Source organism: Reichenbachiella sp., assembly GCF_965223055.1.
Taxonomy (GTDB): Bacteria; Bacteroidota; Bacteroidia; order Cytophagales; family Cyclobacteriaceae; genus Reichenbachiella.
In genome coordinates this window covers 460,841-482,792 of the sequence record NZ_CBDCVM010000012.1, presented here as the reverse complement: position 1 = coordinate 482,792, position 21,952 = coordinate 460,841, and the positions used below count along the sequence as shown (strand labels likewise).

Below are 21,952 nucleotides of genomic sequence, written 5' to 3'. Positions count from 1 at the left end.
CTTGCCTGTTAAATCTTCGAGGTCACAAGACTGAATAAAAAAAAAGCAAGCCTATCAATGCCAATAGTCTGGCTCCAAGTGTTAAAATTTTCATGATTATCTAAATTTTAGTTTGTGAAAAACATAAATGTAGATAGCTATTTCATGAGATTCCGTGAGACTGGGATGAACTGCGAAATTTTGTAAAAGATCCGCATAAAATTGTATTTACGGGCTTACAAGGTTCTTTGAACCAATCAAACCAAGCACACTATTGATTCACATTTCAGATAGCTTATAGAATGTAAATCGCCACCCAGTTCGAGTGGCGATTCATTGACCTGTTGTGTGGTAATATTATATTATCTCTTGATCAATCTAAATTGATAAGACTCTTCTTCAGAAGAAAGACTCGCAAAGTATATTCCTGGCTCCAGACTTCTTAGACTAACTATTAAACTCTTTTCGTCGCGGTGGATCTGCCCCACCTCCACAAAACGACCTTGTGAATCATAAAATGAAATTTCAAAGTCTTCAATTTTTTCTATAAACAACTCATCTGCCGTAGGATTAGGATAAATCTGAAATCGTTCATGAGGCTCGACTCCAAGAGGCAGAGCCTCTATGATAAGCGTTCCTGACTGATAGCTGAAGTTGTATTTAGCGGACTCACCACCTGAAATTGTGATTGGGTAGCTTCCTGCTTCACTCGATTTTTCAGCTGTTGTAGTGGCTACGGGTACGGCGTCCAAGTCATTTTCCGTGTCTCCATATACAAATCCACTATAAGTAAAGGTGAGCAGAGGGTTAGCCTCACCTTCGGATTTGACTTGGTCAGACGCGCTTACAGTAAGCTGTCCTTTGCTGATAGTAACCGTAGATTTTGCGCTGGCTTCATAGTGAGTGGCAGATTCTGCCTGATAAGCCGTCACTTCCACTTCACCTATTCCATGAATGCTACCTTTTTCTTGATCGGTGATTTGAAGAACTGCAGCATCCGATGTCGCATAAGTGATGGTACCATCGGAATCACTGTCCACAGAAAATTCAAAATCTTCATCTCCATAAACCTTATCTTCATCAGCTAAAGACAATGCAGGAAACTCTTTGATTTCAACCACAAGTGGTGTGGTATAAAAGGGTCGACTGCCCAAGCCATCTGTTGCCCAGTTGAAACTATGCAACCTCGTTAGCTCCTCCGATGTCAAATCATATTTGAAAAAAGTCCCGTAATTACTGTTTGCTCCACCACTATAGGTGGTTCCATACAAAACTCCTTCAAGTTCAATCATTCCTCCCCTTGGATTTTTCCCATGATTTACTCCATCAAAATTAAATTTAATAGAAACGTCGCCTTCCTCTTCGTCAAACTCAAAAAGTACCCCAGAGCTATTAGTCCCACCACTATAGGCAGTGCCATACCAGCGCCCATTAGACGCTAGAATGAGCTTATTCGTTGAACTTCCGGATGGCAATGTACCGATGGAAGTATACGAATCGTCCGCTGGATCAAACTTAAAAATTTCATCGTATCCCGTACCATATAATTTCCCATCATGTGGGACTAAATCACCCGTGACATATGAAATTCCATCGAATTCATGGCGAACGGTTACTTCAAGCGTATTGGGATCAACAGAATATATTGACCCTCCTCCATTAGTCCCAGCAAAAGAGGTGGTGCCATAAAGTAGACCATCCAATTCTACCAAACTACTGATGGCCTGATCTCCAATAGCCTCTTCTTCATTAAAATCATGAAATTTCTCAAAAGTGTTCGTTTCGAGAGTATATCGAAATAAGGCGCCATCTCCGTTTGCTCCGCCATTATAAGTGGCACCAAAAAAGATTCCATCACTCATTTCGGTGAGTCCTCCGTAAGGCTGACCACCCGCCTCATCAAATGAGTGTAGTGCAGTATGCGTATCAGCAAAGGGATCATATTCGAAGATAACTCCGTCGCCGTATTCTCCACCAAAGGTAGTCGTACCATATATTTTTTTGTTGGAGGCTTGAATCAGCCTAGCCCGTGGTCCTTCTCCTTCCAATGCAACAAACTTATGCTCAACAGCAACTTCAGAATCCATCAGATCATAAGAGTACATTACGCTATAAGAAGGATAGCCATTGGATGCGAATCCATAAAGTTTGTCATTATATAATAAGGGGGTTCCCGTAAAAGTACCTATCCCTGGCCAGACGTCTCCTTTGTATAATTTGGTAAATGTGTTTCCAGAAATTTCAAATTTGAATACCGAGCCTCTATCATGATCTTCAACGAACACATCATCCTCGTAGTAGCCCGAACCATAGTATGTCACCCCATACAGGTTTCCTCCATCGGCGATCAAGCTACCATAGGGATAATCGCCAGTTTCGTTGTGCAAATCATATAGTTTAGAGAAAGGGACCTCCAATTCAGGTGCATACTCAAAAATAACTCCGCTTACTCCAAGAATCGCTCCACCACCAGATTGAGTCATGCCATAGAAATTTCCATTGTCTGCTTTCACCAGTGTACCTTTCGGGCTACTCCCGTTTGTATCATCAAAATCATGAAGTTGCGTATACCCATCATTCAAATCAAATTCGAAAATACAGCCTTTTCCATTGACACCGCCAGCAGAAGTCAAGCCTAAAAATCTTCCCTCATCATAAAGCAGCCCTCCAAAGGGGTTAGCACCATCTGAGGTGGTGCTGGTGAATTCATATATCGCACTGTAGCCGTCTGTAAAGTCATATTTGAAAATAACACCTACACCTGAGGTGCCCCCCTTGTAAGTCATACCATAGAGCACTTCGTCTACTTCTATGAGCTCACCATAGCTTGACCTTCCATCTTCATCGTCAAAATCATGAAGCTTAGTAAATATTTTCGTTAATAGGTCAAACTCAAACAAGGTTCCTTGGGAATTTGAACCTCCGCTTGAGGTGGTACCGTATAGCTTTCCATTTGCTCCCTGGGTCAAACGAGCGTAAACAAACCATCCGCTTGCGTCATCAAAATCATATAATTTTTCATACACTTTAGTGGTTGGGTCAAAGCTAAATATGACTCCTTTGCCATTGGTTCCACCATATGCGGTCGCTCCATAAATCTTATTATCACTGGCAAGCATTGGTCCGCCATATGTATAGGGACGAAGACCATCTGTCCCCATAAAGGAATGAACTACTTCTACATTCAAACCATTTTCATCTGTTTTGTAGATGGTCCCTAAGTCACCGAGACCTCCCTCTGAAGTTACTCCCCATATTTCGGTGGACTGACCAATGAGAACAGTGGGTGATAAAACAATAACACAATAAATGATAAACTTTCTTAGCATAGCTTATTTAATAGTATAATTATCAATAGACTCTTTTCTTTCAAAAGAGAGTCGCTTTCAGCATTCAAAAGACAAACAACGTGCTGAATTTTTGAATATCTACGTTTGAATTGGTTTCTTAAGACCTTTCAATATTAAGAGAAGGGAATTGGGACGGGCATCTGCCTTGAACTGGTAAATTCAGCATACATTCGTTGTTTTTAGTTTGTGAAAAGCCTAAATCTATATGACAATTTGATTGTATGTTCTAATGTTGGGATGAACTGCAATAATTTGTAAACAAAAAGCACATTACTGTAGTATGACTCCAAAAGACAAAAGGTCTAATCTACCTAGGCGGCATGTTTTTCGAAAGTAATCATAAATGATGTTCCTTTCGAATTGTCAATTTGTAATTCACCCTCCAGCTGGTCGACAAGAATTTGCACCAGCCTCATGCCCATATTTTTTCTTTGCTCCCATTTCGGTGGCAGGCCTTTACCATTATCACTCACCATGAGTTTATATGCATTTCCGTCTTCAGCAAATTGCACTTTCAATTGACCATCCTTCTTGTCATCAAATGCATATTTTAATGCATTGGCTATCAATTCATTAATGATAAGACCCAGAGGTACGGCAGTATCCACATCCAATTGAATTTCCTCTGTCTCCAAAACCTCTTTGATAGATTCACCTGTATTGTAGCTCTTGAACAAATACTGACTTAATTCAGAAATATAGTCTTTCATGTTTATACGAGACAGCTCATCCTGGCTGTATAGCTTTTGATGAATGAGCGACATAGACTTGATTCTACTCTGCCCCTCACGGACAGCACTTTTGGCTTCACCTTCATCCATTTGTCGAGATTGCATGCTCAATAGACTAGAAATCACCTGCAGGTTGTTTTTTACCCTATGGTGAATTTCTTTGAGCAAAGTTTCTCGTTCCTTGCTGGTTTTTTCAATCGTTTCTTTCTGCTCATTCAACTGCCTATTGACCACTTTTTGTTTTTTCGCATTTCTCCATACAATCACCGCCATCGTCACGACGGCAAGTAAAACCAACAATATGAGTACTTGAATGATACGCTGCTGATCTATTAATTTTTGCTGAGCAGCGAGTTGTTCTTCCTGAACCTGAATTTTCATTTCTTTTTCCTTGGTATCAAATTTAGTCGTCAATGCAGCAATATGACGATCCTGAGTTTCTCCTAATTGTTCGTCTTTCACCTCCTCATACAGGAGTCTGGCAGCATAGGCCTCTTTATAATTACCAACTAGTTCAAAAGCCTCTGCTTGATATTTGTATATCTCTTTCAATGATCCTTCATGATTATATTCTTGCGCCATTTCGGATGCCACCTCACAATGCGAAAATGCCTGATCTACTTTTCCTACTTTACCATAAATGGTACAAAGAAGTGTGTGAGACTTCAATATTCCATATTTTGAATCAACTGCTTCAAAACCTTCAAGAGCCGCTAATGCAGATCCCAATGCTTTTTCATGTTCTCCATTATCATTAAATAAATCACCCAAATTATGATAAGTAGTTGGCTCCTGATATGGATCACCCAAAGCTTGCGCCTCTTTAAGAATTTCATTAAACCCGGCCAGGGCCTCATCATAACGATCGAGGTTTCCCAAGGCTAAACATTGACCTGTGCGTGCGTACCACTTGGTTCTGGTATAATCTGTGTCTTTCACCAACTCATATGCCTTCGCTGAATACTCTTCTGCTTTTTCAAAATTGTGATCTTCCAGATAAACAGAACCAACATTGGCTAAGAAATTAGCTTGTTTACCTGCCTTTCCCAATTCCAGATTAATTTCAGCCGCTTCCAAATACTGACTGATGGCCATCTCAAACAATCCTTGTTGACGATATACATTTCCTAAATTTCCTATAGCTGAGGTAGACTTCTGTATCTTATTGAGAGACTTGCCCATGGCAATGTTTTTCTTGTAGGCCCATGCTGCGCTGTCAAGATAAGATTTACTATCATAAACAATACCCAAAGCCAGATAGCCGTCCATTTCGCCTTCAGGATTGTTATTTTCAACAGACTCAGAAATAGACCGCTTCATTAGAATCATGGCTGTATCTATTCTACCTTCATCAAAATACGAGTAACCAATGTTGACATAGGATTTAACTTTTCCATCCAGGTAGTTTAATTGAGTGGCTTCACTGTATGCGATCTCACCATAGTACCTGGCGGAATCAAATTTAGAATACCCGAAAGTGAAGGCAATTTTATTGAGGACATCTACGCGTTTTTCACCGGTAGCGGTTTTCAGTTCTAACTTCAAACTGTCAAGTTGGGCATAACCGGTAAAGAAAATAAGTAGAAAAAAAAGGACTAAGAGAATACGCTTATTTAGGTTCATACTGAAAATTACTTAAATAATACTTCGAGTGCAATGTCGGCATAAAACCAAGTTTGTATGCTAGAAACAAAAAAACCACTTCCCCAATGGAAGTGGCTCTAAAATCTTATATTCAATTGATTCTATTTAGTCAAACTCACCAACAAGTCCGTTTGTGTGAGTATATGAACTCTATTGTTATCATCTCTCACCAGTAGAGCTTTAGTGTCTTTATCCAGAATTTTAGACATCACATCTACGGTATTATCCAAGGCAATAAACTTAAACGACGCATCCATGATCTCTGAAATTGGCTGATCCTTCAATGATGGGTTTTCTATTAACGCTTTTAAAATTTTAGCATCAGAGATACTTCCTACAAACTGGTCATCCTTCACCACTGGCGCCTGATCTATACCATGATCATTCATAGTAGCAATCACACCACCAATTTTAGCGTCACTTTCTACGGTGAACACTTCACCCTGGCCATTTTTGCTAGCTACAATGTCTCTGGCTGTAGCAAAACTGCCGGTTTCAGTAAAACCATGATCCTGCATCCAATTATCGTTATAAATCTTACCTAAATATCTGGTGCCGTGATCAGGCATGATGATCACCATCACATCGTCTTCCTTCAAGTTTTCTTTGGCGTATTCAATGGCACCATGCACAGCTGAGCCACAAGACCATCCGACAAACATGCCTTCTTCTTTGGCCAACCTTCTGGTCATCAATGCGCCATCCTTATCTGTCACTTTCACAAAGTGATCAATCACACTAAAATCTACGTTTTTTGGAAGAATATCTTCTCCGATGCCTTCAGTCAAATAAGGATACACCTCGTTTTCATCGAATTGACCTGTTTCTTTATATTTCTTAAAAACAGAGCCGTATGTATCAATCCCAACAGATACCACATCCTTGTTTTGTTCTTTGAGGTACTTAGCTACACCACACATAGAACCACCTGTACCAACACCAGCTGCATAGTGAGTAATTTTTCCTTCGGTGTCTCTCCAAATTTCAGGCCCTGTACTTTCGTAATGCGCCAAGGCATTGGACTCATTATCGTATTGATTGGGATAAAATGAATTTGGAATCTCTTCGTTCAATTTTTTAGCTACAGAATAGTAAGAACGAGGATCTTCGGGCTCTACATTGGTAGGACATACATGTACTTCTGCTCCCACTGCACGAAGAATATCCATCTTCTCAGGGCTTTGCTTATCAGCCAATGTAAATATACACTTGTAACCTTTGGAAATGGCTGCCAAAGCCAAACCCATGCCTGTATTGCCAGATGTCCCTTCTATTATGGTTCCCCCAGGTTTCAAAACACCATTTTTCTCAGCATCTTCAATCATTTTCAACGCCATTCTATCTTTCATAGAATTTCCTGGGTTGAAGTATTCAAGCTTAACCAAAATGGTACCTTTTACGCCTTTGGCCACACTATTCAACTTTACCAAAGGAGTGTCACCGATTGTATCGATGATAGAGTTATGGAATTTCATATGCTTATTTTTTGACGGCCACAGTTAGTCTATTTGCTACTATCGAACTTTTGCCAATTTAATAGACGTCTATAAAACCAACCGTCGGTTTCATAATTGAGAGTTAATTGTAACCGCAAAATTAGGAAGATAAATAGGTATTCCCATACTCAAGTCGAAAATGAAGGAATTTAGTTTGAATAGCTTTCTACTATAGTGCTGCCATTTTGCGTATAGGTCAACTTTAAAAAAGTAGAAGTCAGTTCGTCCACCTGCATGGAGCCAATGGTCTGAAATTCTTCTTCTGTAAGACTGATTGAATTCAAGAATATATTCCTTTCGTCCCCGTCCAATGTATATTTTGCTTGATACATGATCGCTAGAGGGTCAGGTGAACCACAGGTCGCAGGACGCCCGGTAATGTATAGAGAATCTGTGGTGGCCTTCACAAAAGTGAGTGTGTTGTTTTCTGTACAAGGCCCAAAAGCATCTTCTCCATTTTGCTGCCGACTTATTAAAGACCAAACTTTTGTGGAATCCGCAGAAAGCAACCTATTCGCATGAGTTGTTTCATAGGACTTCGTGATGTCTTTGGTTCCGCACGCGGAAAACAAGATTAGAAAACCTACACCAAGAAAAAAGGAAATTTTATCTAACGTTACCACTTCTATCCACAGCAAAATACCCAGGATCGTTTGGATCCCCTCCTCCATTTTCTAATTCTTCCTCTGTTTTGGTATAGAAGATGGTCTCTTTCACAATATCGTTAAACTTCACATCCACTGGAGCTCTGCTAATTTTTAATGAATTTACCCAGTTGGTTTCACCTTCTGGGGTTACAGACACAGCCACTATGTTTTTCTTTGACTCAGGCACCAGTGAATAAATATAAACGGCAAGTGTTCCTTCTTGAGATGGGATGAATTTTCCGTCTACCAAAAATTCACTGTCGCTGTAAGCGAATCCTCTGATATCAAAATTTCTTTTCCAAAGTATAGTTCTGGCATTATTTACTCGGGCAATAAACCCTTGATCCGAAGCACCTTGAAATTCAAGCCCCACTACATACGTATTAGACGAATCATCTTTCATCGAAACAATGGAGTAAAACTTAGAGAAATCTCTAGCCACATAAGTACTGTCCATACGAGGAATAAGATACAGGGATTCACTACCATCTTCACTTATACCCCAGCGAGCTCGAGATTTGTATTTTTCATTGTAAGTCATCCATTCTTCTCTATCATCCATCAGCTCATTTTCTAATGATTGACGATACTTGATGAGCCCCATTTCTCCACCATATTGCTCAGTGATCAACTTATTGTATTTTTTGGCACCAATGGTGATTCCAGGCTCTACCAACTTCTCCACGGCATTTTCAATAATGTCCAAAAGTTGCACCAGACTATCAGACACTGCTAGTTGATAATCTACATCATCCAAATCGGCCAATCGTTCATTCAATGTTTCGCTGGTCAAATAATCAAACTTGTTTTTACTCACCAAGATATTTAGTAAATCGATGGCCAAAGCATTTTCATCAAACTTGCTTATATCTGAAAGTAACTTTGCATCAATTTCTGTGATCAAGTCTTCATTCAATATCCCTGAACCACCATTAATACTTTCTCCTTGAGCTTTTAGGTCTTTATTTGTCTGAGATATCTGACTTTTCAATCTGGTAATATCTCGCTTGATAATGTCTTCAACACCTTCGGCCCATTCTCCATAATTCCATGCTTCCACATCGTTGATGAAAAAATCTACAGAAGTCAGCCCATCTTCACCATATTCAGCAATTTCTTTCCATTCTAATTCTGGGCTATAACCTTTTTTGCCTATTCGGCTCACTGCATCTCTAACGTTGGAAAACTTCTCTTTGATCTCTGTGTTTTTATCTACGACCGCAGCCAGACTATCTTTTAATCCGTCATTTGCCATTAAATACAGATCATTGATATTGGGATATTGAGTAGCAAAAGCTTGATAAGCTGCCATCGAAAATTCGTTGGCGCTGTTGATGGCGTATAGATCCGAATAAATAGATTTTGAATATTTGTTGATGTTTCTTAAGCTCTGTAGCTTTTTCTCAATATCCAATTGAACATCAGAAATCTTGATCCCAAAATCTCCAGTCCTCAAATCTCTTCTATAAAAATCCTGATAAAACTCATCGTTCTTTTTTAGTTCCTTTTCAGTAATCAATGTTTTCGCCTTGGTGAGGTATATCACCGCAGTATCAGAAGCTCCCAATATAGCAGTGGAGTCAGAAATAATATGATAGTTGTTTACTAAACCCTCGTAATACAGCCCAATTTGCAAATTCGGATTTGGTTCTTCTGCATTTTTTGGGTCAGCCAAATAACTCCATAACATCGGCATAGCCTGATCGTAATTTTTAGCTTCTATAAGGGGAAAAATGTCTTTATCATATTTAACTTTTTTCTGAGCAAAAGAAGTGTGGAACACACCACATGATAAAATAATAAGTGCGAATAGGATTGATTTCTGCATTTCTATCTCTTTTCGATTGATTTTCTGGTTTACCACAAATGTAGTAAAAGATTTTTCCCAGATTAAATTATAGTTTTCCGAGGAAAAATCCTTAACAATATTGAAAAACGAAGAACTAGCTATTAAATTTTCCTTTGAGCATGGACAATTTGGACTGAAGGTCTCCTTGAACCTCTTGTTTTGCCTCTTGCTTCCGTTCAAATTTCTTTTTGGGTTTGCCAAAGGGATCTGCTTTCATAGATAAAGAAATCCTTTTTTGAGCAGCATTTATTTCGGTAACGGTAACCTGCACTTGTTGCTGAAGTTTAACAACTGCAGCAGGATCGCTCACAAATGAATCTGACAACTGACTCACATGTACTAGTCCATCTTGATGCACTCCAACGTCAACGAATGCTCCAAACTTGGTAATATTAGTGACTATACCCGGCAGCTTCATACCAATCTTCAAATCGCTGATTTCATTCACTCCTTCCTGAAAACTGAATGCTTCATATTGCTCACGCGGATCACGACCAGGCTTGGCCAATTCATCCATGATATCTTTCAGTGTCGGTAATCCTACGTCATCGGTAACATATTTCTTCGGATCAATTTTCGCTCTAACAGATGAATCTTTTACCAAATCAGATACTGTACTGTTTAAATCTGCAGCCATCTTTTCTACTGTAGTATATCGCTCTGGGTGTACAGCGCTGGCATCCAATACATTTTTACTTTCACGAATCCGTAAGAAACCCGCCGCTTGTTCAAAGGCTTTATCCCCCATGCGAGGCACTTTTTTTAGAGCCGCTCTATTTTTGAATGGTCCATTTTCATTTCTGAATTTCACAATATTATCGGCTAACTGGGGACCAAGACCAGAAACGTAGGTAAGCAATTGTTTACTCGCAGTATTCAATTCGACACCGACTCCATTTACACAACTTTCTACCACATCATCTAAAGAGTGTTTCAATGAGTTTTGATCCACATCATGCTGATACTGTCCCACTCCAATCGATTTGGCATCCAGTTTCACCAATTCAGCCAATGGGTCCATCATTCTCCGACCGATGGATACGGCTCCTCTAACTGTCAAATCCTGATCTGGAAATTCTTCTCTTGCTACTTCTGAAGCGGAATAAATCGATGCCCCACTTTCGCTAACCATGGCAATAATGATATGGGATGGCAATCCTATAGACCTAATAAAACTTTCTGACTCTCGACTGGCGGTTCCATTGCCAATGGCTATGGCTTCTATGTTATACTTGTCAACCATGTGCTTGACAATAGCAGTAGCCTCGGCTGTTTTTCTTTGCGGTTCGTGAGGGAATATCGCTTCAAATTCGAGCAACTTCCCTTGTTTGTCAAGACACACCACTTTACAACCAGTTCTGAAACCAGGATCAAGCGCCATCACATTTTTCTGACCCAATGCCGGTGACAAGAGCAATTGTCTTAAATTTTCTGAAAATACTTGAATGGCCTCATCATCAGCTGTCTTCTTAGAAGACACTCTAGTTTCCGTTTCCATAGAAGGCTTCAGCAGTCGTTTGTAAGCATCTTTAAGCGCCATTTTGACTTGCTTCACATTGGCATTTTGCCCGGTAATGACTTTTTTCTCCAGCAAGAAATTGGCATCATGCTCATCAGGAAATATATCTAATGAGAGTACCATCTCTTTTTCTCCACGCCTCATGGCCAACAGTCTATGGGACGGGCATTTTTTCAAAGGCTCTTCCCACTCAAAGTAATCCTTGTACTTCTGTCCTTCCTGTTCTTTGCCTTTCATGACCGTAGATTTAATCACGGCTTTGTCTAAGAACAATTTTCTCAATCCGGCACGGACTTCTGCATCTTCACTGACCCATTCCGCGATGATATCTCTCGCACCTTGCAAAGCTTCTTCAGCATCTTTCACTCCTTTTTCGTCATTGACATACTTCAATGCCAATTCTTCTGGATCGCCTAACCCCTGATCGAAAATGGATTTCGCCAATGGCTCCAATCCCTTCTCCTTCGCCATGGAACCTCGCGTCTTTCTTTTAGGCTTGTAGGGAAGATAGATATCCTCCAATTCGGTCATGGTCAACGCTGCTTCAATTTTCTTTTTCAACTGATCCGTCATCTTGCCCTGCTCATCAATTGATTTTAGAATCGCCTCTCTTCGCTTGTCCAAATCACGCAACTTGCCAATACGGTCTTTGATATAGGCTACGGCCACTTCGTCCAAACTTCCGGTTTGCTCTTTTCTATATCTAGAGATAAATGGAACAGTCGCTCCTTCATCCAAAAGGGCCACCACGGCTGCTACTCCGGATACTGGAACATGGTGCTCTGTAGCGATCAAAGAAATATGCTTTTGACTCATACGATTCTGAATTCTTTTGTTTGTTGAAAAATTGAGTGCATCAAATTTAATCACCCGTTGGAATTAATATCACTCTACTTTTGTATATGTTCAAAGAAGTTTTCCACATCCTTACATTAGGTTTGATTTACAAAGATTTATGAAAAAAATTCTCAAAGACTGGTGGTTCATCATTGGGTTGGTTTGCTCCATATATTTTTTCGGATACGCCGAAGTGGCTGGTTTCTTTCAGCGTTTGATTCTATCGACGGGAATTATCCAAGCCGATGTTTTAAATGAAAATGAACAGTATGAAGCTGACTATAATTTTAAACTCTTGGATGAACAGGGCCAAGTTATTGACTTCAATCAATTCAAAGGGCAGACTGTATTCTTGAACTTTTGGGCTACCTGGTGCCCACCATGTATAGCCGAGATGCCAGACATTCATGATTTATACAAAAAAATGCAAGATGAAAATGTGGTTTTTGTATTGATCAGTCGAGATGACAATTTTGACAAAGCCAAGAATTTCATCGAAAGGAAAAGTTTCTCATTTCCAATCTATCAAGAAGCTTCCGTGATGCCCAAAGTTTTCGAAAGCCAATCGATACCAGCCACGTTTGTTATTTCTCCTGAAGGGAAAATCATAGCCACACGAACTGGCATGGCAAAATATGATACGGAGGAGTTTAGGGCTTTGCTCAGAATCGGAAAGGTCAATAACTAATCAACTGTAAAATAAGCCTGCTGGCTAATGGCTTTCCCATCATTGGAAATCCCCTCCACTTTAATTTCGAATTTCCCCTTGACCTCGGAGGTCATGAACTCCAATTTCAACGGCCCACCATCGTGGCCTACTTGTGGGTTCCAATACAGAAGATCCTGAAAAGCAGGCACTTTTTGTTCTTTCACCTGAGAAACTTGAATCACTTGTGGACTTTTTTCTATCTCCACAGGAAGCAGGTCAGCCTTTACTCCTTTAGGCTCTAATTCTCCTCTGTCGTTAGCTACTGTATGTACCGACAATATTCCGTTGAAGATACTTTTTCCAAAGTAATATTTATGATTGATGACATCGATCCGTTCCACTACATAAGGTGATAGATTCATCAATTCTTTAGAAGAAACAAATGCTCCATCCAGCAATAGTAGAGTGGGATACTCCTCATAGAATCCATTGACTAAATCCTGCGAGCGCATATTGAAATCAAAATTGCCCTCATTTTTACTTACACCAACTTCTACAATTAACTCAATAAAAGTATCGCGCATCGTAGCAAATCGAGTGTAATCATCCAGCTTATAGCTTTTTACATCGCCAAATTGAGAAATATAAGTATTGTTTTTATCCTCTTGGTTCGGAGTAAAATAGGCATTCATAATTTGATTATGTATGCTTCGCTTTACAATAGCAGCAATTTTGGCAGAGTCAAAGACAACAGGAAAATGGGTGAACGATGGATAAGAACTATAAAACTCAGGCTCAATAACTATTTGTGAATTTGTTCCTTCAGCTAGTACATCAATGACAGGTTCACCAGCAGATACTTCTGGATCATAGGTCAAAACAAATCGACCGAGCGAATCCGTAATAGAAGCACGCAATTGCCTATGGACACCTGAAAAAGCCAATCCTATGGGCAAATTAATACCAGGCTTTCCTTGGTCGTTGGTCACCTTACCTTGCACAATGCCCGAACGAAATTCTGGCAAATATTTCACCTCTTCGGGATTTTCTGATCCGCCTGTATAGCTCGAAGTGAGCAACATATTGTCGAGACTTTCTACAGTAGCCAGTTGAAAAAATGCACTTGGCAGGTTTTGATCAATCTTATTTCTAAGAGCGGAATACCATAGAACATTCAATGCCTCGCGCTTCGAATCTGTCTGTTCTACGGAAATTGAAAAATGCCCGGCCGGCAAATCGGGGAATTGCACATCGACCTGAGCGCTGCTTTCATAGTGGCCCAAAAATTCGATTGGGTTAGCTATCATATCACCATTCCAAATCAATCGTTCTCTTACATCGTCCCCATTGCCAGAGAAAATCACTCGAAGCAATCCTTTCGGTAAATTACTTTTGTGAATCGAGAGTGCGGTATTCAAAACCACAGGGCTTGAAAAAACACTTTTTTGATTTTTGAATATGTCTACTTGGACTTGGGTCAATTCTTCTGGGTCACTAGTCTTTGACTTGACCACGAAAAAATCAGCCGTCTGTATTACTCTAAATTGCGTGCAGTCCTCACACGGCTTCGGTAAATCAAAAAACTCAAATCCTTGATCTTTTTCAAGAATCAACTGATACGTTTCGTCAGATTCTGGTGTGATATAAAAACTAAAAAATCCAAAATCATTAGTAACCACCTGCTTAGGCTCCTGCTCTTTGTTTGACACTATTTTTCCTTTGGCCCCAAAGCCTCTTTGAAACTGATCGGTAACCCTTAGCACTACTTTGTTTTTTGCGTTTGGCAAGAGTTTCCCGCCTTCCACAGTAATCTGAACATTGACCTCCTGATCTGGAAGAGTGAGGAATTTTTGATGAATATATGGGTTGATAATAGCGAATGACTCATGGAAAAACTGATCAAAATTCTTCATCCATCGAGTATAGGCTACAAACTGATAATTACCTGTCTCTAAGTCCGTAGGCACAAAAATGCTACCTGAGCATTGTCCTTCGTTTATGGCCAATTTGGTTTGATACACTGGACTGCCTAAGTCATTCAATATTTCGATATACAAGATTCGGCTCAAGCCTGACAATTTGCCTGTTTGCTCACTGTATACATAACTTTTGAATTGTAAGGTCTCTCCAACCAATAGTTCCGAAGAGCTAAGATGAGTAAACACAGACTCTCTGATGTTGTTTTGTGCAAACAACATATTTGGAATCATCAGCCATAAAATGAAGGTGAGTTTTTTCATATCAATCCCAATAATCTGGCTTTACATTATCTGCATAGACTCTACAATCACTACACGGCACAGTGGCTATAATGGCACCATTCGGTACGGTCACTGGAAACTCAACGATATTGTATGAAGACAACAATTCAGTATTCAAATCATTTATTTGTACGGTGTCAAGCGCTGTTTGAGGATTGCATTTTTGGAAATCGTAATTGGGAATAAAACCTTGATCTCTAAAATCACTTGAATTGAAAAATTTAGTAATCATAGAAACCCCAGCGACTTCAAAAAAACCTAAAATAGGCTCAGAAGAGTTATTTTCATTAAAAATATTGCCGGCGATGGTTCCCTTTTGTTTGTCAAAAAAACTTCCGGAAGACACATTATTCTCTTGCAGATTCTTGTAGTATTGATAAGCACTGGGATTCAGCATATACTGTACTACAGTCAACGCATATCTATGCTCAAGTTGAGGGTCGTCTACGCCAACCATTTGAATTGGAAAAGCATTCAACCTGTTTTCAGATAGCCCACTAGTGCTCGCAATGATTAAGTTTCTATTTTGACCATCACCGTAGCAGGTTCCAATATCTTCTGATCTAGGCCCAAAGGTCTGTGTGTTTGAGTCCCACTCATATCCGGATGGGTATGGGACTTTAATTTCAAAATCTTCCTTGTATTCATATCTAATGAATGAAACATCGTTTGACTCATCGTGCGTGTCTACGAAAAACTGAATGCCTTTTTTAATTTCCGCATTCTGATCCGAAGGAATTTCAATATAATGACCATAAACGCTGTCTATTGGAACGGATGGAGACAGAACTTGCGGTGTAGACTGATAGGTATTTCCGTTCGACAATTTGATGTGTATGACATACGAGCTGCCAGTCTTTCCCATAACTGATGGATGAGTTTCATAAACGCCAGGATTAGATTCATTAAAACTGATTTCCAAGCTTCCATCTTCAACAATCCGTACATCTGCACCTGTAACTTTAGTGGAAGTATCGCTATCTATGGCACGAGATAGGGATAGCTCGACTCGATGTGCTTTTTGCTCATTAGTCAATTGTGCATCTACCACCAAAACCTCTACAGTTTCAGTGACCTGAAAATCGTAAGGCTCTACACAACCCGTGAAAGCAAGTAATAAAACGATTGCACTTATGTTTCTCATTTTCATTAAAAAGAAAAGTTGTAAGTGATAGTTGGAATCGGGTTGGCAAAGACACTCATTTTGTATCCATTCACTTCACCCTCTTCTACCCTAAAAAAAACAGAGTATACATTGTCTCTACCTAAGAGATTGTAGATAGAAAAATTCCAAGAAGAGTGAGCCAATTTTTTAATTTTGTGGCTTCCTTCAATATTAAAACCTAAATCCAATCGGAAATAATTGGGTATGCGAAAAGCATTGCGATCTGAGTAAACCAAGTTTTCTGAATTTTTGAAGTCCCATTTACCAATCGGATAGGTAACAGGTACACCAGTAGCATATACTGCACTCAAAGTCATGGTAAATCTTCTGGAAAACTTGTAGTTGGTTACTGTATTGATATAGTGCGGTTTGTCGTAGCCAGTTGGGAAATACTCACCACCGTTGATCGTCTCCTCAGGAAACTCTCCTTTCAGCTGAATCAACGAACGTGAATAGGTGTAATTAATCCAGCCAGTCAGCCATCCCGATGATTTCTTCACTGACAATTCCAAACCATACGATTTACCCGGTCCTTGCAGCAGATCTGTTTCAATCGCTTGGTTGAATTGCAAATCAGCTCCAACTTTGAAATCGACAAGATTTCGTATTTTCTTGTAATAGGCCTCACCTGACAATTCGATGGTATGCTTTCCATAAATATTTTTGTAATAACCCACGGCCCATTGATCTGCAATTTGCGGTTTGATATGTGTGCCCGACAATCTCCAAATATCGGTAGGAGCTACTGAAGCTGCATTCAGTAATAGATGAATATTCTGTCTGGTCCTTCCGTAACTGGCCTTGATTGAGCTCGTCTCATTCAAGGAATATTTACCCGCCAACCTTGGCTCTGCTCCATGATACGTAGTGATTCGTTCTCCTTGGCTATATTCTTTTGTTCCTATGACGTAACTCAAATCTTTGGGAGAGTTTTCGGCATATTCTCTGACGGTCGCAGGGCCAACTGCCGTGTAGATATTATACCTCAAGCCAGCATCCAAAGTGAATTTTTCAGATGGGCTATATCTTGCCGAAACGAACATGGAAGTAGATCTGCCCTGTTCTTTACTCAAAGCATCTGGTGAGATCAAAGAAGCCTCTCCAATAGGCTTCTTATTACCTGGTTGTACATCTATGAACTTGGCCTCAGCTCCAAACTTCAAATTCATCGTTTCTGAAATGTATCGATCAAATTTTAACGAAGCCAATCGTTCTCTTACCGCAAAGTCTATTCGAAAGGCCTGCGTCGGCAATACATCATAACCAATATTGTAGTCATAGTTGCTTATTCCTGTATGCAAATGTCCTTGCCACTTGTCATTGAATACGTGTTTCCAATTGAGTGCAAGTATCTGATTGGTATAAGAAAAATCTGTGTAAGACAATAGGGTATCTGATGACAGTTGAAATTTGTCATGGCTGTAATAGCCTGAAACGGAAATCTCATCTTTCTCACTTAATTGATGATCTATTTTGCCTACCAAATCATAAAATGAAGCATCATTATTCTTCAAGGGAGAGTCTTTGATTTTTTTCAAGACATAATCGGAATAAGTCGCTCTACCTCCAAGCATAATAGTAGGTCCTTTTTTTCCAATTGGTGCTTCCAAAGTCAATCTTGAGGTCACAGGACCAATGCCTCCAGTCCCTGAAAACTTTTTTTGATTTGCTTGCTTAGTTCTCACATCAAAAACAGAAGACAATCGCCCACCAAATTCAGAAGGAATACCACTCTTGTAGAGTTCCACACCAGAGAGTGCATCACTGTTGAAAACAGAGAAAAAACCGAAGAAGTGATTGGTATTGTAGATGGGTGTTCCATCGAATAAGAACAAGTTTTGATCTGCTTTGCCTCCTCGGATATTGATGCCCGCTGAGCCCTCTCCCAAATACTGAACTCCCGCCGTAGTAGTTGATACCCGGATCAGATCCTTTTCTCCAAGGAGTGCAGGAACAATCTTCATGCTTTCAGGGTCAATTTTGGTTAAACCCATTTGGGGGCTTTGTACGTTCACTTCGCGGTTTGCATTCACCACTACGGCGTTTAGCGCAATTACATCTACCTCCAAACCTATATCCAGTTTACCATCAGAATAAACCATCAGGTTTCGGGTAGTGTTTTTCATATTTACCGATTGTACAAACAGATTATTTTTTCCGCTGGGTACTGTCAAGGAATAAAATCCTTGGGCATCTGTGGATGTACCTAGATAAGGACTAGGGATATATACAAACGCACCTTCTACAGGTTCACCAGATTGGGCATCCTTGATGTATCCGGCGATGGTACTTTTTTCTCCTTTTTCGAATCTGCTTCTTACTCCAATAGCATGCAAAATTTTCTCTACGTTCAATTCTTTGCTTCTTTGGTCTTGTGCAAATACCACCTCGCCATCATCAACCTCGCGCTGCTGATCATAAAACTGCATGATGGCTGGATTAGTAATTATAGAAGTATTGTTTAATAAAATAATTTGATCGTCTTTGATGAAGTAGTCCAAGGATGTCTCGGCAAACAGGGTTTTTAGTTTTTGCTCTAAATCCGGCAATTTCAAAAGGGCTCTTTCCACTTTGTAATCGCTTATCCATTCTTCCATATAGAAGAATTTTACTTCATTAGATTGTTCGATAGAATAAAGTGCCTCCTTGATTGTGATAAAGTGAGTCGAGCCTTGAGGACTTTGAACTTGAGCATAACTTTCCTCAAAAATCAAACAGCCCAGAAAAACGAAGAGTAATAGATTTTTCATTTTTCCATCAATAATTTATCACAATGAATCAACAGCTGGAGCATACCTTCTTCTTCACCACGTTTCAGTTTCGTTTTTAAGCTGCTCCCATAAGATTTTAATGAAGACTTTAAGTCAGGGAATGTTTTATAAAGACTATTCTTACCAGCATATTTGACGTATTTATGGCCATCAAATAGAAAATACTTGTCTTCATCTAAGAATTCGACCTTACTGGATCTTACATATTCGTTTTTAATTCTTTTTATAAAAAACTGAATGGTATCGCCTTCATAAAATTTCTCATAAAAACCATCACCATAACTTGGTACGAGTGAGTCTTTTAAGTGCACAAACTGTCTTTTATGAATAGTAAATCCATCGACTTTTTGTTGGTTCAGTAGAGTGGATTGTATAGATGAATACTGCAGAGCAGAATTTCTAATGAGTAATAAATCTTTGAATGAGTTATAGAGCAAACTGACCCCTTTGTAGGACTGTCCATTGAACTGCAACTCACCCTTTGCCCAATGCGCCCCCTTGAAGTAAGGCGTTTCATCTAGAGCGGTGTATTCTAGTTTGTAAAATGTACCCTCCAATATTGGTGACTTTCCCGGCCCAATAGCTGCATCGTACCAAGCTGCCATATCACCATCAAGATCAAGACCAACTGTGGAATATTGGGCAAATAGATCTCCCAAGCTCACAACACAAAGTGCTGTAAAAAGAATGTACTTTAGTCTGGACAAGTTTTATACTTTATTGAACTACTAAATTCAATCTATTTTTTAGCAGAAAAGGAGGGTAAATCTCACAAATAGCAATGTATTTCAAATCGGTGTATTGCAAGGTCTTTTTGATGACACTTTTTGTCAACCCTATCCAAATCGGACTGAGTAGAAACATCAATGAAATCACAGCCAACATACTTGTAATTAAATGTAGAACAGTTCCAACTACTGACATTCTACGCATGGATTCGTTAACTTTTAATACTTATCATATTTAGCTGAACGGATGAGAGAAATAATTTTTTGAAAAATAAATTTTAAAAATGTCCTAAATGAATAAAACCAATCGTCGTATCTCTAAATAATCAATTATAAAACTTAAAACAAACGACTATGAATGCAGTATCCTGGTTTGAAATCCCTGTCAACGATATGGACAGAGCCAAAGATTTCTACGAAAAATCATTTGACATCAAAATTGAAATTCATGAAATGGGCCCTGCACTGATGGGATGGTTTCCAAACAACCCAGAAGCGCCTGGTGCTGCGGGCACCTTGCTGAAAGGTGACACTTATGTACCCTCTCATGACGGCACTTTAGTATACCTAGGTGTGGAAGACATTGAAGCTACCTTAGTGAAAATAAATGCCAACGGAGGGGAAACGATGCAGCCCAAAATGAGCATAGGTGAATATGGATTCATTGGTGTGTTTGAAGACTGTGAAGGTAATCGTGTGGCATTGCATAGCCTTACCTAAAAAGAAGCTGAATCACAATTGGCTAGATCAATATCAGTCCTCGACATGAGCTAGATCATATGAATTGATTTTTGAGGAGGGTAATTTTAGATAGAACAAACAACCTGAAACTATGAAAAAGTCTATCAAAACTACCCTCCTGTTGATTTGCACTACTGTTTTGACGCATTGCATGTCTCCTTCCAACCCCTGCGATCCGATGCAAAACTTAGGAATCGGGCCGATTGAAAAGCTGGATTTACAACCAGTAAACACCAATATAGCTGCCGAAGGCCAGAAGATTTATGATCAACTTTGCCGTGTGTGCCACAATGAAATCCGACAAATGGAAGGCCCTGCACACTGGGGAATCATGAATAGAAGGACACCCGAATGGATCATGAACATGATGCTAAATCCAAAGGAGATGTCTCAAAAGGATCCCATTGCCAAAATTTTGGCAGAGCGCGTCAATGGTGTAGAAATGGCCGATATGAATCTATCAGAAGATGAGGCACGAAAAATTCTGGAATATTTTAGGACTTTGCAATAATCAAAACGCTCTCATAGAGATATAGAATTTTCAATCCAGAGGATAGACCTTATATTTAGGAAAAGATTTGTTTTCCTATGTACACCAAAAGAAATTATGGTTTTTGGATGACCTTTAATTGGTCTAAGAAACCTTTTATCCTTGGACTTATTTATTCCCTGCTTATATACGGTGCCTCGCACCTCATCGATTTCCATATTTATATTCCGTGGCAACCAATAAGCATTCTGGGTATTGCTGTTGCCTTTTATCTGGGGTTCAAGAACAACAGCTCTTATGACCGTACCTGGGAAGCCCGTAAGATTTATGGAGGCATAGTGAACAGCAGCCGCAGTTTCGGTGCGGCTATAGTCGCGTTTGTACAGGGAGCAAAGTCTGATGAACTAAAAAAGGAACTGATCTATAGACACGTCGCTTGGCTAACCGCTTTGCGCTACCAACTTCGATTGAGTAGACCATGGGAGCATAATGAAGATAGGCTTTCAAAGTTGTATGCGCCTACAGTCTGTGAGGCGTATACCAATAGTTTGGACCAGGAACTCGAGAACTATATTACCAAAGAGGAAATAGTAGAGCTGGACGGCAAAACCAATACAGCCACCCAAATTATGAAAAAGCAATCACAGCGTCTACAAGAATTGAGAGATCAGGATGCTTTCGAGGATTTCAGACATATGGAATTGCATCAGTTGGTGGTCAGTTTCTACACTGATCAAGGCAAAGCAGAGCGCATCAAGAACTTTCCATTTCCTAGGCAATACGCTTCTACTGCTCTTTGGCTTACTTTAATGTTTGCGCTATTCGTGCCGCTGGGATTACTAGACATCGCCAAATCCACTAGTGGTTGGGTTTATTGGGTCTGTCCAGTTTTATCAGCACTCATCATTTGGGTCTTTTTCCTCATGGAAAAAATTGGTGACTATTCAGAAAACCCATTCGAGGGCACCTACAACGATGTGCCTATCACTTCTATTTCAAGAGGCATTGAGATAGACCTGAGAGAAATGATTGATGATAATGACATTCCTCCTGCTATACAGGATGAGAATGGGTTTTTGTTGTAACAAACAAACT

14 protein-coding genes are annotated in these 21,952 nt (G+C 39.7%); 4 read left to right on the top strand and 10 right to left on the bottom strand.

Annotated elements, in window-relative coordinates; genetic code table 11:
- Positions 1–341: 341 nt before the first annotated feature.
- From ACOQO5_RS17395 to ACOQO5_RS17370, 6 genes are all read right to left on the bottom strand, one after another.
- Positions 342–3,308, bottom strand: coding sequence for a choice-of-anchor tandem repeat GloVer-containing protein (locus ACOQO5_RS17395; RefSeq protein WP_420582960.1), 2,967 nt, complete (start codon positions 3,306–3,308; stop codon positions 342–344).
- Between the two features lie 332 nt (positions 3,309–3,640).
- Positions 3,641–5,605, bottom strand: a complete 1,965-nt coding sequence (locus ACOQO5_RS17390; protein ID WP_420582959.1) for a histidine kinase dimerization/phosphoacceptor domain -containing protein — start codon at positions 5,603–5,605, stop codon at positions 3,641–3,643.
- 200 nt (positions 5,606–5,805) lie between these two features.
- A complete protein-coding gene (locus tag ACOQO5_RS17385) occupies positions 5,806–7,179 on the bottom strand; it encodes a pyridoxal-phosphate dependent enzyme (protein ID WP_420582958.1) in 1,374 nt (457 codons plus the stop codon).
- 170 nt (positions 7,180–7,349) lie between these two features.
- Positions 7,350–7,871: a hypothetical protein gene (locus ACOQO5_RS17380; protein WP_420582957.1), complete on the bottom strand. Its 522-nt coding sequence runs from the start codon at positions 7,869–7,871 to the stop codon at positions 7,350–7,352.
- Positions 7,807–9,675 (bottom strand): hypothetical protein, encoded by a 1,869-nt coding sequence (locus ACOQO5_RS17375; protein ID WP_420582956.1) that lies wholly within the window; start codon positions 9,673–9,675, stop codon positions 7,807–7,809. The genes ACOQO5_RS17380 and ACOQO5_RS17375 overlap by 65 nt, the downstream gene beginning before the upstream one ends.
- A 115-nt stretch (positions 9,676–9,790) precedes the next feature.
- The gene (locus ACOQO5_RS17370) at positions 9,791–12,031 is read right to left on the bottom strand and encodes a Tex family protein (protein ID WP_420582955.1); all 2,241 of its coding nucleotides are present in this window, start codon (positions 12,029–12,031) and stop codon (positions 9,791–9,793) included.
- 139 nt (positions 12,032–12,170) lie between these two features.
- Between ACOQO5_RS17370 and ACOQO5_RS17365 the strand changes: the two genes are divergently transcribed.
- Complete coding sequence (locus ACOQO5_RS17365; protein ID WP_420582954.1) at positions 12,171–12,740, top strand: TlpA family protein disulfide reductase; 570 nt, start codon at positions 12,171–12,173, stop codon at positions 12,738–12,740.
- Here ACOQO5_RS17365 and ACOQO5_RS17360 read toward each other — a convergent pair.
- Genes ACOQO5_RS17360 through ACOQO5_RS17345 form a run of 4 tightly spaced genes read right to left on the bottom strand, consistent with a single transcriptional unit; the run spans position 12,737 to position 19,605 of the window.
- On the bottom strand, positions 12,737–14,941 hold the full coding sequence (locus ACOQO5_RS17360) for a hypothetical protein (protein ID WP_420582953.1): 2,205 nt from the start codon (positions 14,939–14,941) through the stop codon (positions 12,737–12,739). The two genes, ACOQO5_RS17365 and ACOQO5_RS17360, sit on opposite strands and share 4 nt — an antisense overlap.
- A 1-nt stretch (position 14,942) precedes the next feature.
- Positions 14,943–16,106 carry a DUF4249 domain-containing protein gene (locus ACOQO5_RS17355; protein WP_420582952.1) on the bottom strand — a complete coding sequence of 388 codons (1,164 nt, stop codon included), beginning with the start codon at positions 16,104–16,106 and terminating at the stop codon, positions 14,943–14,945.
- A gap of 5 nt (positions 16,107–16,111) precedes the next feature.
- A complete protein-coding gene (locus ACOQO5_RS17350) occupies positions 16,112–18,877 on the bottom strand; it encodes a TonB-dependent receptor (protein WP_420582951.1) in 2,766 nt (921 codons plus the stop codon).
- Positions 18,874–19,605 carry a hypothetical protein gene (locus ACOQO5_RS17345; protein WP_420582950.1) on the bottom strand — a complete coding sequence of 244 codons (732 nt, stop codon included), beginning with the start codon at positions 19,603–19,605 and terminating at the stop codon, positions 18,874–18,876. Before ACOQO5_RS17345 ends, ACOQO5_RS17350 begins: the two co-directional genes overlap by 4 nt.
- A 375-nt stretch (positions 19,606–19,980) precedes the next feature.
- Here ACOQO5_RS17345 and ACOQO5_RS17340 point away from each other — a divergent pair, with 375 nt between their 5' ends.
- The 3 genes from ACOQO5_RS17340 (at position 19,981) to ACOQO5_RS17330 (ending at position 21,942) form a co-directional block, all read left to right on the top strand.
- Positions 19,981–20,346 (top strand): VOC family protein, encoded by a 366-nt coding sequence (locus ACOQO5_RS17340; RefSeq protein ID WP_420582949.1) that lies wholly within the window; start codon positions 19,981–19,983, stop codon positions 20,344–20,346.
- A gap of 112 nt (positions 20,347–20,458) precedes the next feature.
- Complete coding sequence (locus ACOQO5_RS17335) at positions 20,459–20,878, top strand: c-type cytochrome (protein ID WP_420582948.1); 420 nt, start codon at positions 20,459–20,461, stop codon at positions 20,876–20,878.
- A 77-nt stretch (positions 20,879–20,955) separates the two neighbouring features.
- Positions 20,956–21,942, top strand: a complete 987-nt coding sequence (locus ACOQO5_RS17330) for a bestrophin family protein (protein ID WP_420582947.1) — start codon at positions 20,956–20,958, stop codon at positions 21,940–21,942.
- Positions 21,943–21,952: the final 10 nt, after the last annotated feature.

Coding starts and splice junctions, on each gene's coding strand:
- ACOQO5_RS17395 (WP_420582960.1), bottom strand. CDS start 3,308: ATGCTAAGAAAGTTTATCATTTATTGTGTTATTGTTTTATCACCCACT.
- ACOQO5_RS17385 (WP_420582958.1), bottom strand. CDS start 7,179: ATGAAATTCCATAACTCTATCATCGATACAATCGGTGACACTCCTTTG.
- ACOQO5_RS17380 (WP_420582957.1), bottom strand. CDS start 7,871: ATGGAGGAGGGGATCCAAACGATCCTGGGTATTTTGCTGTGGATAGAA.
- ACOQO5_RS17375 (WP_420582956.1), bottom strand. CDS start 9,675: ATGCAGAAATCAATCCTATTCGCACTTATTATTTTATCATGTGGTGTG.
- ACOQO5_RS17370 (WP_420582955.1), bottom strand. CDS start 12,031: ATGAGTCAAAAGCATATTTCTTTGATCGCTACAGAGCACCATGTTCCA.
- ACOQO5_RS17365 (WP_420582954.1), top strand. CDS start 12,171: ATGAAAAAAATTCTCAAAGACTGGTGGTTCATCATTGGGTTGGTTTGC.
- ACOQO5_RS17360 (WP_420582953.1), bottom strand. CDS start 14,941: ATGAAAAAACTCACCTTCATTTTATGGCTGATGATTCCAAATATGTTG.
- ACOQO5_RS17355 (WP_420582952.1), bottom strand. CDS start 16,106: ATGAGAAACATAAGTGCAATCGTTTTATTACTTGCTTTCACGGGTTGT.
- ACOQO5_RS17350 (WP_420582951.1), bottom strand. CDS start 18,877: ATGAAAAATCTATTACTCTTCGTTTTTCTGGGCTGTTTGATTTTTGAG.
- ACOQO5_RS17340 (WP_420582949.1), top strand. CDS start 19,981: ATGAATGCAGTATCCTGGTTTGAAATCCCTGTCAACGATATGGACAGA.
- ACOQO5_RS17335 (WP_420582948.1), top strand. CDS start 20,459: ATGAAAAAGTCTATCAAAACTACCCTCCTGTTGATTTGCACTACTGTT.
- ACOQO5_RS17330 (WP_420582947.1), top strand. CDS start 20,956: ATGTACACCAAAAGAAATTATGGTTTTTGGATGACCTTTAATTGGTCT.